Below are 14,896 nucleotides of genomic sequence, written 5' to 3' on the forward strand. Positions count from 1 at the left end.
GTCGAACATGGAGCCGGCCCGTCCGGAATCGAGCCGTCCGCCAATTCTAGACGTGTGAGACCGACGCTCTTCGTGGGCGAAACTGAGATTCACGAGTAATGAATCTCAGTTTCATCACGAAACCTCGACAGCGCCGTTCTTGTGGATAGGTTTGTCGCACGTGATCACAGTGCAGTGACCAGTCGAAGGGGACCCATGACCCTCGCCGTACACAACGTCGAAGTCGTCTACGAAGACGTCATGCTCGTCGTCAAGGGCGCCAGCATCCGCATCCCGCGCGACTCGATCGTCGCGCTCCTCGGCGCCAACGGCGCGGGGAAGACCTCTCTGCTACGCGCGATGTCCGGTCTGCTCGACGTGCACCGCGGCCGCATCACCCGCGGGCACATCTCGATCGACGAGGCGCCGTTGAACACGAAGCGCGCCGCCGACGTCGTGCGCGCCGGGGTCTCCCAGGTCATGGAGGGCCGACGCGTCTTCGTCGAGTTCACCGTCGACGAGAATCTCCGTGTCGGCGCCTACACGCGCACGCGCGCCGACCTCGCCGAGAAGCTCGATCGCATCTACACGATGTTCCCGTGCTCGGGGAGCGCCGGGGCCAGCGGGCGGGCTACCTCTCCGGCGGCGAGCAGCAGATGCTCGCCATCGGCCGCGCCCTCATGGCCGAGCCGAAGTACATCCTCCTCGACGAACCGAGCCTCGGACTGGCCCCGCAGATCGTCGAGCAGATCCGCGATCTCATCGTCGACATCCGTCGGAGCGGCACCGGAGTGCTGCTGGTCGAGCAGAACGCCGCGATGGCGCTGTCCATCGCCGATCACGGCTACGTCATGGAGAACGGGAAGGTCGTGATGGACGCCCCGCCCAGGCGCTGCGCGACGACGAGGACATCCGGGAGTTCTACCTCGGCACGGGTGCGGCGGCGACGAGCCTGCGCGACGTCAAACACTACAAGCGACGGAAGAGGTGGCTGTCATGACCGCGCTCCTGGAGGCCCAGGGACTCACGCTGCGTTTCGGCGGGGCGACCACGCTCGACGGCATCTCCTTCGACGTGCAGCGCGGCGAGCTGTTCGCGATCATCGGTCCGAACGGCGCGGGGAAGACCTCGACCTTCAACTGCATCTCCGGCGTCTACCGCCCGCAGGAGGGGAGCCTGGCGCTGGAGGGGAGTCCCTGCTCGGCCACTCCCCGACGAGATCGCCCGCCGCGGTGTCGCCCGCACATTCCAGAACGTCGAGCTCTTCGACAACCTGTCGGTGCTCGACAACCTCCTCCTCGGCCGCCATCAGAAGACCTCCTACTCCTGGCCCGAGGCGCTGCTGTGGATCGGCCGCTCCCGGAAGCAGGAGCTGGCCGCCCGCCGGCACATCGAGGACCTCATCGAGTTCCTCGGCCTCGCCTCGGTCCGGCACCTCCCGGTCGGCATCCTCCCCTACGGGATGAAGAAGCGCGTCGAGCTCGGTCGCGCGCTGGCCATGGACCCGCTCCTGCTCCTGCTGGACGAGCCGGTCGCGGGGATGAACTCCGAGGAGACCGAGGACATGGCCCGGTTCATCCTCGACATCCGCACCGAGCTCGGCACCTCGATGATCATGGTCGAGCACGACATGCGCCTGGTGATGGACCTCGCCGACCGCATCATGGTCATCGACTTCGGCAAGCGCATCGCCCTGGGAACGCCCGAGGAGGTGCAGCGCGACCCCGCTGTCATCGCCGCCTACCTGGGCGGAGCCAGCGAGAGCGTGACCGCCGAGGTCGCCGCCGACCTCGACGTGGCCGTCGAAGACCTGGAGATCGGGGTGGAGGAGAAGTGAGCGAGACCACCTACCTGACCCGCCTCCTGCGCGCCTCCGCCGCCGAGGTCCCGAACGACACCGCCTGCGGGTCAAGCAGTCCGGGATCTGGCAGGACATCACCTGGAGCGAGTACCTGGCCTCCGTGGAGGCCGTCGCCTTCGGCCTGGCGGCGCTGGGCGTCACGCCCGGCGACCGCGTGGCCATCCAGTCGGAGAACCGGCCGGAGTGGCTCTTCGCCGACCTCGCCGCGACAAGCCTGCGTGCGGCCATCGTGGGCTTCTACCCGACCAACCCGGTCTCCGAGATCACCTACCTGCTCACCGACAGCGGCGCGCGCGTGCTCATCGCGGAGGATCAGGAGCAGGTCGACAAGGCGCTCGAGGCGCAGGCCGCAGCGCCGCATCTGGACTGGATCGTCTACCTCGACGGCAGAGGGATGGCCTCCTACGACGATCCGAAGCTGCTCTCCATCGACGAGCTGATCGATCGGGGCGCCGCCCACCGCCAAGCCCACCCGCGACTCCTCGAAGAGCTCGACGCCGAGCGCAGCCCGGACGACATCGTCACGCTCATCTACACCTCGGGCACCACCGGCCCACCCAAGGGCGTCATGCTCAGCGCCCGCAACGTCTCCTTCGCCTCGGAGATCCTCGCGATCGACGACGGGATCCTCGGCACGCGCCCGAGCCCGCAGGACACCCTGCTGAGCTATCTGCCCCTCTCCCACGTCGTCGAACGCGGCATCTCGATCTGGGCGAACCTCGCCACGCGCACCGTCGTGCACTTCGCCGAGTCGATCGACACCGTCTCGGCCGACCTCGCCGAGGTGCAGCCGACGATCCTGTTCGCCGTGCCCCGCATCTGGGAGAAGATCCAGGCGACGGTCGCGATCAAGATGGCCGGCGCCTCGCGCCTGAAGCGGGGCGTCTTCGCCCTCGGGATGCGGTGGAGCCAGCGCATCAGCGCCGACCGCATCGCCAACGCCGGACGATTCACGCCGCGGGCGCGCCTCCTCTACGCCCTGGGGTACCTGCCGCTGTACCGCCCGCTGCGCAAGCGCCTGGGTCTCCTCCACGTGCGCCACGCGGTCTCGGGGGCGGCGCCCATCGCCCGGAGGTGCTGTCGTTCTTCCTGGGGATCGGCGTCTCGCTCTTCGAGGCCTACGGCATGACCGAGAACTCGGCGATCGCGACCACGAACCGTCGCGGAAGGATGATCGTCGGCACCGTGGGCGAGCCCCAGCCCCACGCCGAGGTGCGCCTCGACGAGCAGACCGGAGAGGTGCTCACCCGGCATCCGGGAGTCTTCGCCGGTTACTGGGACAAGCCCGAGGCCACCGCCGACACGATGCTCGATGACGGCTGGCTGCGCACCGGCGACGTCGGCGAATGGGTCGAGGGCACGCATCTGCGCATCATCGACCGCATCAAGGACATCATCATCACCGCCGGAGGCAAGAACATCTCCCCAGCGAGATCGAGAACGCCCTGAAGGCCTCGCCCTATGTGAAAGAGGCGGTCGTCATCGGCGACAAGCGCCCGTACCTCACCGCGCTCATCGGCATCGAGTACGACACCGTCGCCGACTGGGCCTCCCGGAAGAAGATCGAGTTCACCACCTACCGCGACCTGTCGACCAAAGACGAGGTGATCGCCCTCGTGAAGGGCATCGTGCACGAGGTGAACACCCGATTCGCCCGGGTCGAGTCGATCCGCAAGTTCCGGATGTTGACGAAGGAGCTCGATCATGAGGACGGTGAGCTGACGGCCACGCAGAAGCTCAAGAGAGCGGCCTTCGCGGCGACGGTGCCGCACCTGGTCGACGACATGTACGCCGATACCACCGCCTACGCCGGCGCCGACCTCGGGAGGAACGGATGACGACGCTGCTCTCGTCCCTCATCACCGGCCTCGGCCAGGGCGCCGTGTACGCCCTGATCGCCGTGAGCTTCGTGATCATCTATCGCGCCACGGGCGTGCTCAACTTCGCCCAGCCGGCGCTGATGATCCTCGGCGCCTTCGCGACGAGCGTCTTCGCCACGCAGGTCGGGCTCCCCTTCTTCGCCGCGGTGCTGCTGGCGATGCTCGTGATCGCCGCGCTGGCGGTGGGCATCGAGCGCGTCGCGATCCGCCCGATGGTCGGCCGTCCTCCCTTCGCCGCGGCGATCGTCACGGTGGGCCTGTTCATCATCCTGCTCATCCTCGCCTTCCGTCTGTTCAACTCCCAGCCGCGCACGGTCGCCGACCCCTGGCAGCTGAGCAGCTTCTGCCTCGGCGGCGAGGCGGGCGAGTTCGGCGGATGCGGCGGCGGCATCCAGGTGTACGAGAACGCGGTCGCACGCTTCGTCATCGCCCTCGCGGTCATCGGGCTCCTCGGCTGGTGGCTGGCCCGCTCCAAGCTCGGCCTCGCCATGCGGGCGACGGCGCTCGACCAGGAGACGGCGCTCGCGCAGGGCATCGACGTCGGCCGGATGTTCTCGGCGGCCTGGGGCATCTCGGGGGCGATGGTCGCCCTCGCCGGGGCGCTCATGGCCGCGAACGGCTCGGTCATCCAGGCCACCGATGCCCTCTTCGCCCTCGTCGCGCTGCCGGCGATCATCATCGGCGGTCTCGACTCGCTCAAGGGCGCGGTCGTCGGCGGGCTCATCGTCGGCGTCTCGATGGCCCTGACCAAGAGCTATCAGCCTCTGTTCGCGCCGTGGCTCGGCACGAACTTCGATCTGGTCGTCCCCTACGTGATCATGGTGGTCGTGCTGCTGATCAGGCCCTATGGGATCTTCGGCACACGGGAGGTGCAGCGAGTATGAGCCTCATCGACAAGCCGCAGCAGGCGGCGCGACTGACCGGCCAGTCCCGGCGATTGAACTTCGAGGACGTCCGCGGGCACGTGCACCGCAAGGTCCGGCGCGGCCGGGCCGGCCTCTACACCAGCTATGCCGCAGACCAGGCGATCTGGAACACGCCGGCCAAGCGCTGGTGGGCGGGCGTGCTGGTGGTGACGGCCGTGGCCGCACCCTTCCTCATCGCCGCCGATCTGACCTACCTGCTGACGATGGCGGTGGTCTACGCGATCGGCGGGATCGGCCTCAACCTGCTGACCGGTTACGCCGGCCAGGTGTCGCTCGGCCATGCCTTCTTCCTGGGGATCGGCGCGTACACCGCCGCGATCGTCGGCGGCAACGCCGGGCCGACCACCTGGGGACTGGGGCTGGACCTGGCCCTCGCCCTCCCCGCCGCCGCGATCGTGGCCGGACTCATCGGCCTCATCGTCGCGCCCCTGGCCACGCGGGTGCGCGGCCTGTACCTGGCGGTGCTGACGCTGGGCCTGCTGATCCTCGGCGAGCACCTCTTCAAGACGCTCACCCCGATCACCGGCGGTCAGGGCGTGGGGCGCAGCGTCGCGAACCGCACGCTCTTCGGCGTCGATCTCACCGCGACCTATGCGATCGGCCCGCTGCACGTGCCGCCGCACATCTCGCTCTACCTGCTCGCCCTCGCTCTGCTGGTGGTCCTCGGGATCGGAGCCCGCAACCTCGTCCGCGGACGCTACGGGCGCGCCTTCGCGGCTGTGCGCGACCGCGACATCGCCGCCGAGGTCATGGGCGTCAACCTTCTGCGGACCAAGACGCTCGCCTTCACGCTGTCGTCGGCCTACGCCGGGATCGCCGGTGCGCTCTTCTCGATCCTGGTGGGCCGGATCAACCCCGAGGCATGGAACCTGTTCCTGTCGATCGACTTCCTCGCCGTCGTCGTCATCGGCGGCATCGCGACGATCTCCGGCACGATCATCGGCGCCTGCTTCGTGGTACTGCTCCCCGGCTCCTGGAGCAGCTGACCGACGTGATCCCTGGATCAGCGTCTCCAGCGGTGGGATCCTGAACGTCTTCCAGCTGCAGACCATCATCTTCGGCGTGCTGATCATCCTGTTCATCACGCTGGAACCCCGAGGACTGTACGGGCTGTGGGTGCGCGTGCGCAACTACTTCAAGGCCTGGCCGTTCTCGTACTGACCGAAAAACTGAACACCGACACACCGATCCAAGGAGCACGAAATGACTCTGCGTCGACGAAGCCGCGCGGCCATCGCGCTATCCGCGGCAGCCCTGCTGGCACTCACCGCGTGCAGCACAGTGGAACCCACCGAACCCGGCGATCCAGCGGATCCCGGTGACGACACGATCACGACCGGTGCCGGCGTGACCAGCGACCCTGCCCGGATGCCGTCAACGCCGACAACGGCTGCATCTACCTGGGGGTCCTCTCCGATCTCACCGAGGGGCCGTTCGCGGCGCTCGCGGTGCCGATCACCGACGGCCAGCGCGCCTTCTGGCAGCAGGTCAACGAGTCAGGCGGCATCGGCGGCTTCGACATCGACATCGACACCTACACCCGCGACACGAAGTACCAGGCGGCCGAGCACGCCGCCCAGTACCAGCAGATCGCCGGCAACATCGCCGGCATCGCGCAGTCGCTGGGAACGGTCAACACCGAGTCGGTGCTTCCGGACATGATCCAGCGGAGCCTGGTGACCGTGCCCGCCTCGTGGTGGTCGGGCTACGCCTTCGACGACTACGACAACGGCATCGTCATGGAGACGGGCTACTCCTACTGCACCGAGGCGCTCGTGGGTCTGGACTGGTTCGCGATCGAGCACGGCGAGCCCGCCACTGTGCAGGCGGTCGGCTACCCCGGCGACTACGGCGGGGACTCCGCCGAGGGCGTGCGGCGCTGGGCCGAGGTCAACGGCGCCACGGCGCTCGACGCGATCGGCACCGGCCCGAACCAGGTGGTCGGCAACCAGGACGCCGTGGTCGCGGCCGTCCTCTCCGGCGGGGCCGACGTCGTCGTGCTCGCGGTCGGTCCCGCCGAGACGGCGGAGATCGTCGGCAAGCTCGCCGCGGGCGGCTTCCAGGGCCGGTTCCTCGGATCGCTCCCGACGTGGAACCCCGCTCTGCTGGGCTCGGCGGCGGCTCCGGCGCTCATCGGCCTCTACAACCACCTGAGCCCCTATGAGAACTGGGACGGCTCGAGCGCCGCGATCGAGAACCTCAAAGCCTCGCTCGGCGGCGGGCTGCCCGACAACGGCGGCTACATCATCGGCTGGGCGCTCAACTACCCGCTGAAGGCGGCGCTGGAGGCCGCGGCCGCCAGTGGCGACCTCACCCCGCAGGGCATCGCCGCCGTGGTCGACGGCCTGACCGTCGACTTCGAGGGCATGCTGCAGCCGCACACCTACGGCGGCGACCCGCAGGCGAACGCCAACCAGTCCGTCAACGTCGGATCGCCCGATCCCGATGTCGAGCTCGGCATGCGCACGATCGAGAGCTTCTTCACCGGCTCCTCCTTCGACCAGACCGACTACTCCTCGGCCTGCGTCGCATCCGGCTGATCGGCTCTGAACGGTGAGAAGGGGCGTCCGCGAGGGCGCCCCTTCTTCGTGCCCCGCTTCCGCGCCTCAGACCGCCCAGCCGAGCAGCCGCAGAAGCGCCGCGACGAGGGCGGCGGCGAAGACCACCACGAGGAACGACTGCCGCAGCCAGAGAAGTCCGGCGGCGACGAGGACGGCCGGGACCCGGGCGTCGACCGTCACGGCCTGTCCGTCACCGAGCGACTGCACCGCGACGAGAGCCGCCAGCAGCGCCACGGTGAGCAGATCGGCGATGCGCGCCGGGCGCGGCGCCTCCAGCAGGCTCGGGGGCACGAGGTACCCGAAGGCCTTCCAGGCGACGCAGATGGTCGCGGCGAGGAGGATCGCCGTCCAGAGGCTCATGCGCCGGCCTCCGCTTCCCGCAGCCGCTCGTCGCGCCCGAACCAGTTGAACCAGCCGACGATCAGGGCGACGGATGCCGCGATCAGCACCGGCATGCCGGGCATCACGAGGGGCATGACCGCCGTGGCCACGACCGCGGCGGCGATGCCCACGACGATCGCCTGGCGCTGCTTCAGGCGCGGCCACAGCAGCGCGAGGAAGGCGGCGGCCGCGGCGGCATCCAGTCCGTAGGTCTTCGGGTCGCCGAGGACGTCGCCGAGGAGCGCCCCAGGAGCGTGGTGAGATTCCACCCCAGGAACACGCCGAGCCCCGTCACCCAGAAGCCCAGCCGCTTCAGGTGCAGTTCGGGCTGGGCGAGCGCGACGGCGGTGGATTCGTCGATCGTGAGGTGGGCGGCTGCGGCGCGGCGGGCGATGCCGCGCCCGATGATCGGCGACATCCGGATGCCGTAGGCCATGTTCCGCACCCCCAGCAGCGCCGCCGAGGTGACGGCGGCCGGGAGCGCCGCCAGTCCCCGGAGCCGAGCACGCCGATGAAGGCGAACTGCGAGCCGCCGGTGAACATGAGCAGGCTCAGCACGCAGGTCTGCCAGATGTCGAGTCCGGATGCGACGGCGAGGGCGCCGAAGGAGACGCCGTAGGCGCTCGTGGCGAAGGCGACGGCGAGGCCCTCCTTCCAGACCGCACGGCGGGCGGGGTCGGGAGCGGACGCGGCATCCGTTCGTTGTACTGAACGCATGCTGATCAGTCTGAACACTGCACGAGTGTTTGTCAAAGTGAACATATGTTTGCGAGAATGAACGAATGGACGATCTCGGCGCACACATCGCCCGTTCGCTGCGTCGCGAACGGGAGTCGGCGGGGCTGTCGGTCTCCGAACTCGCGCGGCGTGCCGGCATCTCGAAGGCGACCGTCTCCCAGCTCGAGAACGGCTCGGGCAATCCCAGCGTCGAGACGCTGTGGGCCCTGGGCGTGGCGCTGGGCATCCCCTTCTCCGCGCTCGTGGATCAGCCCGCGAGCGGCCCGACGCTCATCCGCCTCGAGGACCTGCCCTCGGTGCCCGCCGCGGCCGCGCCCTACAGCGCCACGCTGCTCTCGGCCAGCCCTCCCGGAGCCCGCCGCGACCTCTACCTCATCCAGGCCGATCCCGGCAGCCCGCGCCTCTCCGACCCGCATCACCCCGGAACCACCGAGCACATCGTGCTCCTCAGCGGTGGGGCGCTCGTCGGCCCGGTCGACACGCCCGTGGCGCTCCGGCCCGGCGACTACCTCTCCTACCCCGGCGACGCCCCGCACACCTTCGAGGCGACCGAGCCCGGCACGCGGGCGGTGCTCATCTCCGAGCTGCGCTGACAGACGCGCTGCGGCGCGAGGTCACGCCGTGCTCAGGCGTTGGCGTCCTGACGCTTCAGGCGCGAGGTCTCGCGGGCGCGGATCGTCTGATCGAGGATGACCTTGCGGATGCGCACCTTCTCGGGGTCACCTCGACGCACTCGTCCTCACGGGCGAACTCGAGGCTCTCCTCGAGCGAGAGCTGACGCGGCGGCGTCATCGACTCGAAGGCATCGGCCGTGGAGGAGCGCATGTTGGTGAGCTTCTTCTCCTTGGTGATGTTCACGTCCATGTCCTCGCCGCGCGAGTTCTCGCCGATGACCATGCCCTCGTAGACCTCTTCGGTCGGCTGGACGAAGAAGCTCATGCGCTCCTGCAGCGCGATCATCGCGAAGGGCGTGGCGACGCCCGCACGGTCGGCGACGATCGACCCGGATGCGCGGGCGACGATCTGCCCGGCCCAGTCGTCGTAGCCGTGCGAGATCGCGTTCGCGATGCCCGTACCGCGGGTCACCGACATGAACTCGGTGCGGAAGCCGATGAGACCGCGCGAGGGCACGACGAACTCCATGCGCACCCAGCCGGTGCCGTGGTTGGTCATGCCGTCCATGCGGCCCTTGCGGGCGGCGAGCAGCTGCGTGATCGCGCCCAGGTACTCCTCGGGGGCATCGATCGTCAGGTGCTCGAAGGGCTCCTTGACCTTGCCGTCCTCGCCCTTGCGCGTGACGACCTGCGGCTTGCCGACGGTCAGCTCGAAGCCCTCGCGGCGCATGTTCTCCACGAGGATCGCCAGGGCCAGCTCGCCGCGGCCCTGCACCTCCCAGGCGTCCGGACGCCCGATGTCGACGACCTTGAGCGAGACGTTTCCGATGAGCTCGCGGTCCAGGCGGTCCTTCACCATGCGCGCGGTGAGCTTGTGCCCCTTGACCTTGCCGACCAGCGGCGAGGTGTTCGTGCCGATGGTCATCGAGATCGCGGGCTCGTCGACCGTGATGGCCGGAAGCGGACGCACGTCCTCGGGGTCGGCGATGGTCTCGCCGATGGTGATCTCCTCGATGCCGGCGATCGCGACGATGTCGCCGGGGCCGGCGGACTCGGCCGGATAGCGCTCGAGGGCGCGGGTCTTGAGCAGCTCGGTGATCCGGGCGTTGGAGTGCGAGCCGTCGTGGCGCACCCAGGCGACGGTCTGGCCCTTCTTGAGCGTGCCGTTGAAGACGCGAAGGAGCGCGAGGCGACCGAGGAACGGGCTCGAGTCGAGGTTGGTGACCCAGGCCTGCAGCGGCGCCTCGTCGTCGTAGGAGGGCGCCGGCACGTGCGTGAGGATCGCGTCGAAGAGCGGCTCGAGGTCGTCGTTGTCGGGCAGCTCGCCGTTGGCGGGGCGGTTGCGCGAGGCAGCGCCGGCGCGGCCGGAGGCGTAGACGACGGGGACGTCGAGGAGCGCGTCCACATCGAGGTCGGGAACGTCGTCGACGAGGTCGGAGGCCAGACCCAGCAGCAGGTCGTGCGCCTCCTCCTCGACCTCGGGGATGCGGGCGTCCGGACGGTCGGTCTTGTTGACCGCGAGGATGACGGGGAGCTTGGCCTCCAGCGCCTTGCGCAGCACGAAGCGGGTCTGCGGCAGCGGCCCCTCGGACGCGTCGACGAGCAGGACGACGCCGTCGACCATCGACAGGCCGCGCTCGACCTCGCCGCCGAAGTCGGCGTGGCCGGGGGTGTCGATCACGTTGATCGTGACCGGGACGTCGGTGTGGGCGCCGTTGTAGGTGATCGCGGTGTTCTTCGCGAGGATCGTGATGCCCTTCTCGCGCTCCAGGTCGTTGGAGTCCATCGCGCGCTCCTCGACGTGCGAGTGCTCGCCGAAGGAGCCGGTCTGGCGGAGCATCGCATCGACGAGCGTGGTCTTGCCGTGATCGACGTGGGCGACGATTGCGACGTTGCGGAGGTCAGAGCGAAGGGCGTGCGCCATGGAGGGTGTCCTCGAGGGATTGTGGGGAAAAGGGACTGTGGTCCCTGAGCTCGTCGAAGGGCCGACGTTCCATTCTACAAGTGCAGCGCCGTCGCTCTCTCAGCGGCTACGCAGGTGCGCGTTCGGAGAGGTGGCCGTCGTGGATCTCCAGCACTCGATCGGCCCGCTCCAGGATCGACGGATCGTGCGTCGACAGCAGCACCGCCAGTCCGTCCTCATGGGCGAGCTGGGCGATCAGGTCGGTCATCGCCGCCGCCGTCGCCGAGTCGAGCTGGCCCGTCGGTTCATCGGCGAGGAGGATTCGCGGGCTCCCCGCGAGCGCCCGCGCGATGCCGACGCGCTGCTGCTGCCCGCCCGAGAGCTCGCCCGGCCGCTGCGAGGCGTGATCGCCCAGGCCCACGCGCTCGAGCAGATGCGTGACCTTTTCGTCGCGCTCGGCGGGCGTCGCCCCTGGATCCGCAACGGGATCTCGACGTTCTCCCGGGCCGAGAGGGCACTGATGAGGCCGAAGGACTGGAAGACGTATCCGATCCGATCGCGGCGCACCACGTCGATCTCGCTCTCCTTCGCGGTCGTGAGCTCGGTCCCGCCCACGCGCACGGTTCCGGTCGTCGGCGGCTGGATGCCGCCGAGCACATGCAGAAGGGTCGTCTTGCCGGCGCCCGAAGGGCCGACCAGCACCACGAACTCCCCCGGCCGCAGCGACAGGGTCGCCTCGGCGAGGGCGGTGACCTCTCCCGCCGGCGTCTTGTGCACGACCGAGAGGCCGGTCGCCTCCAGAACCGTGTCCACCGTGGTCTCGGTCACTGTCCCATCTCCCTCAACTGGCGGCGGGTGAGCGGTTGCCCGTCGGCATCCGTCTCGGTCGCCGGGGCATCGGATGCCGGTGCGGCACCCGGTTCCGGCGCAGCACCTGCTTCCGGCGCCTTCTGCCGCGTCGCCCGGTCGCCCGGCCACACGCCCACATGGTCCTCTTCGAGGCGCAGACGCACCCGCTCGCGGAGCGAGAGCTGGTCCATGTACTCGGTGGGCAGCTGCAGGCGGCCGACGCGATCGAGCACCGCGAACTCCTCGGCCATCGCGTGCTCGCGGCCCTCGTCGTCGGTGTGGGTCCACCGCAGCACCTCGGTCGAGGTGCGCCCGTCACGGATCTGCACCGTGCGCTGGACGTGCTCGGAGACCGTGGGGTCGTGCGTGACGATGAGCGCCGTCGTGCCGAGCTCGCGGTTGGCGGCCTCGAAGGTGCGCAGCACCTCCTCGGAGGCGTGCTCGTCCAGGTCGCCCGTCGGCTCATCCGCCAGGAGCACCCGCGGGTTGTTGGCCAGCGCCACCGCGATCGCGACGCGCTGCTGCTGGCCGCCGGAGAGCTCCGCGGGCCGGCGGTCGGCGAAGTCGGCCGCACCGACGAGATCGAGGAGCTCCGTCGCCCGCTCGGGGTGGGTGCGATCACCGCCGATCGCCCGAGCCAGCTGCACGTTCTCCAGCGCCGACAGGTAGGGCAGGAGATTGCGGCCGGTCTGCTGCCAGACGAAGCCCACGACCTCACGACGGTAGGTCACCCGCTCCCGGGAGGACAGCGCCGGCAGGTCACGGCCGGCCACGGTCGCCTGGCCCGCCGTGGGCACGTCCAGCGCCGACAGGATCGACAGCAGTGTGGACTTGCCCGAGCCCGAGGCGCCGATGAGGGCGACGAGCTCCCCCTGCTCGACGACGAGGTCGAGGCCCTGCAGCGCCTGCACCTCGATGTCGGCGACGGTGAAGATGCGCACGAGGCCGCGGCATTCGATGTCGGGGCCCGTGTCCGCCCGCGCGTGCGCGGGGGCGGGGGTGGCTGTGGTGTTCATCGGTCCTCCTCTGTGCGGAGCACGGTCACGAGGGATGTCGTTCTGGCCGTCAGCACGCCGCCGATCACCGCGATCACGAGCGCGATCACGACAGCGGCGATGAGCCCGGCCGTGAGGACGGGGTCGACGGTGAGCCCCGGTTGTCGGATGCCGCCGGTGAACGGCCGCAGGTCGATCGAGACGAGCACGAGAAGCGGCAGCACGACGCCCAGGATGAGCCCGCCCACGAGGGCGGAGAGTCCGAGCGGCGCGAACTCCCACGCCACGATCCCGCGACCCTGGCGCCTGCTCATGCCCATCGTGCGCAGCAGCGCGATCACACGCGAGCGCGCGTCGCGCGAGACGCCGGCGACGAGCAGCACCGCGACGACCGACAGCGCGACGGCGAGCACCAGGGCGATCAGCAGCGCTGTGCGCAGGGCGCTCACCGCCGGCGAGGACTGGATCGCCGCGGTACGGGCGTCCAGGCTCTGCACCGTGTGCGGTCCGCCGACCTGCGCGCTGACGGCCTCGGAGACGTCGGCGATGTCGGCATCCGACGCGACATCGATCACGAGCGTACGGGGGAAGAAGCCCTTGTCGGTGAGCGCGGCGTAGTCGGCGGCGTCCATCACGATGTAGCTCGCCCCGCGGTCGCGCCGGGAAGCGAGGCGATCTCGCCGACGATCTCGACACCGGAGTAGGGCTCGGATGCCGCGCCCAGTCCGACCGCCTCGACGACGTCCGGCGAGGCGAGCACCTGCGGCGGGTCCTGATCGGTGGCCAACGCCCCGGCGGAGAAGCCCTCTGCCAGCCCGGACTGGATCGCGGCGAGTTCGTCCACGTCCGTCACCAGGAGTGCCGCGACGACACGACCCTGCGCGGTCGCCACGGAGACGCGATCGGCGACGAAGAAGCCGGTGACATGATCGACGCCGTCGAGGTCGCCGATCGCCTCGATCGTCTCGGCGTCGAAGAACGGGCCGGACACGCTGAGGTCGCCTCCCACCGAGCGCTCCGCCGCGGCGACCGCGCCGCGATCCACGGTCGCCAGCACAAGGGACGAGAACACGGCGATCGCGACGGCGACGAGCATCGCCAGCACGGCGGTGGTCCCGGCGGCGGGGTCGCGCAGGCTCCGTGCGGAGCCGACGAGGCTCACCAGCCCCTTGCCCTTCTGGGATCCGCGCAGCACGAGGGCCAGCCACAGCGGGTGCAGGCGCACCGCCAACAGTCCCAGGGCGACGGTGGCGAGCATGGGGGCGACGATGACGAGCGGATCGGCGGATGCCGAGGCACGCCCGATGCCGCGGAAGACGAGCAGCCCCACGGCGATGCCGGCGAGCACGAGGACGAGCAGCTCCGCCAGGCGTGCCCAGCGGTTGCGCACCGGCGCATCGAGATCGGCGCGCCCGCCCGCGAGCGTCTGCGGGCGGAGCACGAGGGCGAGCGCGAGGGCGGGGACGAGCCCCACGGCGACGGCGAGCACCGTCGGCAGCGCTCCGGCGCTCTGCGGAACGAGCGCGATCGCGGCGGCGGTCGCCACGACCGCCGGGATGGCGCCCAGCAACAGCCCCTCGAGGAGCAGGAGCCCGCGCAGTCGGGCGAGGGACGTGCCGCGCGCGGACAGCAGCAGCAGGTCGCCACGACGCCGTCGGATGATGAGGCTCGCGGCCAGCACGATGAGCGCGACGCTCACCGCGATCGGACCGACGGCCGCGACCGCGAGCGTCGCGCTGGTCGAGTTCGAGCGCGCGAGCGCCGTGCTGAGCACCGCGGTCACCTCCGTGCCGAAGCGGGCGCGGGTGTCGAACTCGCTGTTGACGGACAGCGACTGCGCCGTGACCTCGCGCAGGCCCGCGAGCAGTTCGTCGGGATCCTGGGTGGATGCGGCCTGCGCGTCGATCGGGTACCAGATCAGCATCTCCGCAGAGACGTCCTGCGCGCGCCCGCCGCCGTCCGGGTCACGCGGATTCGGATACTGGAGGAATGCCGTCGCTGAACGGATCGCCGGCCAGGATCCGGGATCGACATAGGCACCGCCCGTGGCGCTCGGGCGCCTGTTGCCGTCGTCGAAGAACGTGCCCGTCAGCGTGGAGGGGACGTGGTGGCTCCAGCGGTCGTCCTCCGGATCCGTCGCCTCGACGAGCCCCACGAGGACGACGTCGTGCTCGGTGCCCGCCGCGCGCACCTCCCGACCTCCCAGGCG

11 protein-coding genes and 7 pseudogenes are annotated in these 14,896 nt (G+C 70.0%); 10 read left to right on the forward strand and 8 right to left on the reverse strand.

The features are described 5' to 3' along the window. Positions 1-240: 240 nt before the first annotated feature. The 9 genes and pseudogenes from KAE78_RS19160 to KAE78_RS01030 all read left to right on the forward strand — a co-directional run. Positions 241-468 (forward strand): annotated as a pseudogene (locus tag KAE78_RS19160) (ATP-binding cassette domain-containing protein); the annotation flags it as partial. Between the two features lie 110 nt (positions 469-578). Beyond that, positions 579-638: pseudogene (locus KAE78_RS19165) on the forward strand (hypothetical protein); the annotation flags it as partial. 337 nt (positions 639-975) lie between these two features. Then, positions 976-1,095, forward strand: a pseudogene (locus KAE78_RS17070) (ABC transporter ATP-binding protein); the annotation flags it as partial. Positions 1,096-1,198: 103 nt separating this feature from the next. Beyond that, a complete protein-coding gene (locus KAE78_RS17075; protein WP_262927816.1) occupies positions 1,199-1,816 on the forward strand; it encodes an ABC transporter ATP-binding protein in 618 nt (205 codons plus the stop codon). Between the two features lie 124 nt (positions 1,817-1,940). Further along, positions 1,941-3,289, forward strand: a pseudogene (locus KAE78_RS01010) (AMP-dependent synthetase/ligase). Between the two features lie 14 nt (positions 3,290-3,303). After that, the gene (locus KAE78_RS01015; protein WP_223171405.1) at positions 3,304-3,678 is read left to right on the forward strand and encodes a hypothetical protein; all 375 of its coding nucleotides are present in this window, start codon (positions 3,304-3,306) and stop codon (positions 3,676-3,678) included. Then, a complete protein-coding gene (locus KAE78_RS01020) occupies positions 3,675-4,604 on the forward strand; it encodes a branched-chain amino acid ABC transporter permease (RefSeq protein ID WP_223171406.1) in 930 nt (309 codons plus the stop codon). The genes KAE78_RS01015 and KAE78_RS01020 overlap by 4 nt, the downstream gene beginning before the upstream one ends. Next, positions 4,601-5,632: a branched-chain amino acid ABC transporter permease gene (locus KAE78_RS01025; protein WP_223171407.1), complete on the forward strand. Its 1,032-nt coding sequence runs from the start codon at positions 4,601-4,603 to the stop codon at positions 5,630-5,632. The genes KAE78_RS01020 and KAE78_RS01025 overlap by 4 nt, the downstream gene beginning before the upstream one ends. A gap of 462 nt (positions 5,633-6,094) precedes the next feature. Further along, positions 6,095-7,186 carry an ABC transporter substrate-binding protein gene (locus KAE78_RS01030; protein WP_262927696.1) on the forward strand — a complete coding sequence of 364 codons (1,092 nt, stop codon included), beginning with the start codon at positions 6,095-6,097 and terminating at the stop codon, positions 7,184-7,186. A 66-nt stretch (positions 7,187-7,252) separates the two neighbouring features. On the opposite strand, the gene KAE78_RS01035 is transcribed toward KAE78_RS01030, so the two are convergent. Further along, positions 7,253-7,567: an AzlD domain-containing protein gene (locus tag KAE78_RS01035; protein ID WP_223171408.1), complete on the reverse strand. Its 315-nt coding sequence runs from the start codon at positions 7,565-7,567 to the stop codon at positions 7,253-7,255. Further along, positions 7,564-8,305: pseudogene (locus KAE78_RS01040) on the reverse strand (AzlC family ABC transporter permease). The gene KAE78_RS01035 and the pseudogene KAE78_RS01040 overlap by 4 nt, the downstream one beginning before the upstream one ends. Before the next feature lie 65 nt (positions 8,306-8,370). On the opposite strand from KAE78_RS01040, the gene KAE78_RS01045 reads away from it, so the two are divergent. Next, positions 8,371-8,919, forward strand: a complete 549-nt coding sequence (locus KAE78_RS01045) for a helix-turn-helix domain-containing protein (RefSeq protein ID WP_223171409.1) — start codon at positions 8,371-8,373, stop codon at positions 8,917-8,919. A gap of 32 nt (positions 8,920-8,951) precedes the next feature. Here KAE78_RS01045 and typA read toward each other — a convergent pair. The 6 genes and pseudogenes from typA to KAE78_RS01075 form a co-directional block, all read right to left on the reverse strand. After that, a pseudogene (gene typA, locus KAE78_RS01050) lies at positions 8,952-10,864 on the reverse strand (translational GTPase TypA). Positions 10,865-10,970: 106 nt separating this feature from the next. Beyond that, entirely contained in the window at positions 10,971-11,111 is a 141-nt protein-coding gene (locus KAE78_RS01055; protein ID WP_223172528.1) for a hypothetical protein, read from the reverse strand. Between the two features lie 90 nt (positions 11,112-11,201). Next, positions 11,202-11,671, reverse strand: a pseudogene (locus KAE78_RS18165) (ABC transporter ATP-binding protein); the annotation flags it as partial. Beyond that, positions 11,668-12,708: an ABC transporter ATP-binding protein gene (locus KAE78_RS01065; RefSeq protein ID WP_223171410.1), complete on the reverse strand. Its 1,041-nt coding sequence runs from the start codon at positions 12,706-12,708 to the stop codon at positions 11,668-11,670. The pseudogene KAE78_RS18165 and the gene KAE78_RS01065, both read right to left, overlap by 4 nt. Beyond that, positions 12,705-13,319, reverse strand: a complete 615-nt coding sequence (locus KAE78_RS01070; RefSeq protein ID WP_317451902.1) for an FtsX-like permease family protein — start codon at positions 13,317-13,319, stop codon at positions 12,705-12,707. The genes KAE78_RS01065 and KAE78_RS01070 overlap by 4 nt, the downstream gene beginning before the upstream one ends. Beyond that, on the reverse strand, positions 13,319-14,878 hold the full coding sequence (locus KAE78_RS01075; RefSeq protein ID WP_223171412.1) for a hypothetical protein: 1,560 nt from the start codon (positions 14,876-14,878) through the stop codon (positions 13,319-13,321). The genes KAE78_RS01070 and KAE78_RS01075 overlap by 1 nt, the downstream gene beginning before the upstream one ends. Positions 14,879-14,896: the final 18 nt, after the last annotated feature.

The organism is Microbacterium sp. NIBRBAC000506063 (genome assembly GCF_017968845.1).
Classification (GTDB): domain Bacteria; phylum Actinomycetota; class Actinomycetes; order Actinomycetales; family Microbacteriaceae; genus Microbacterium.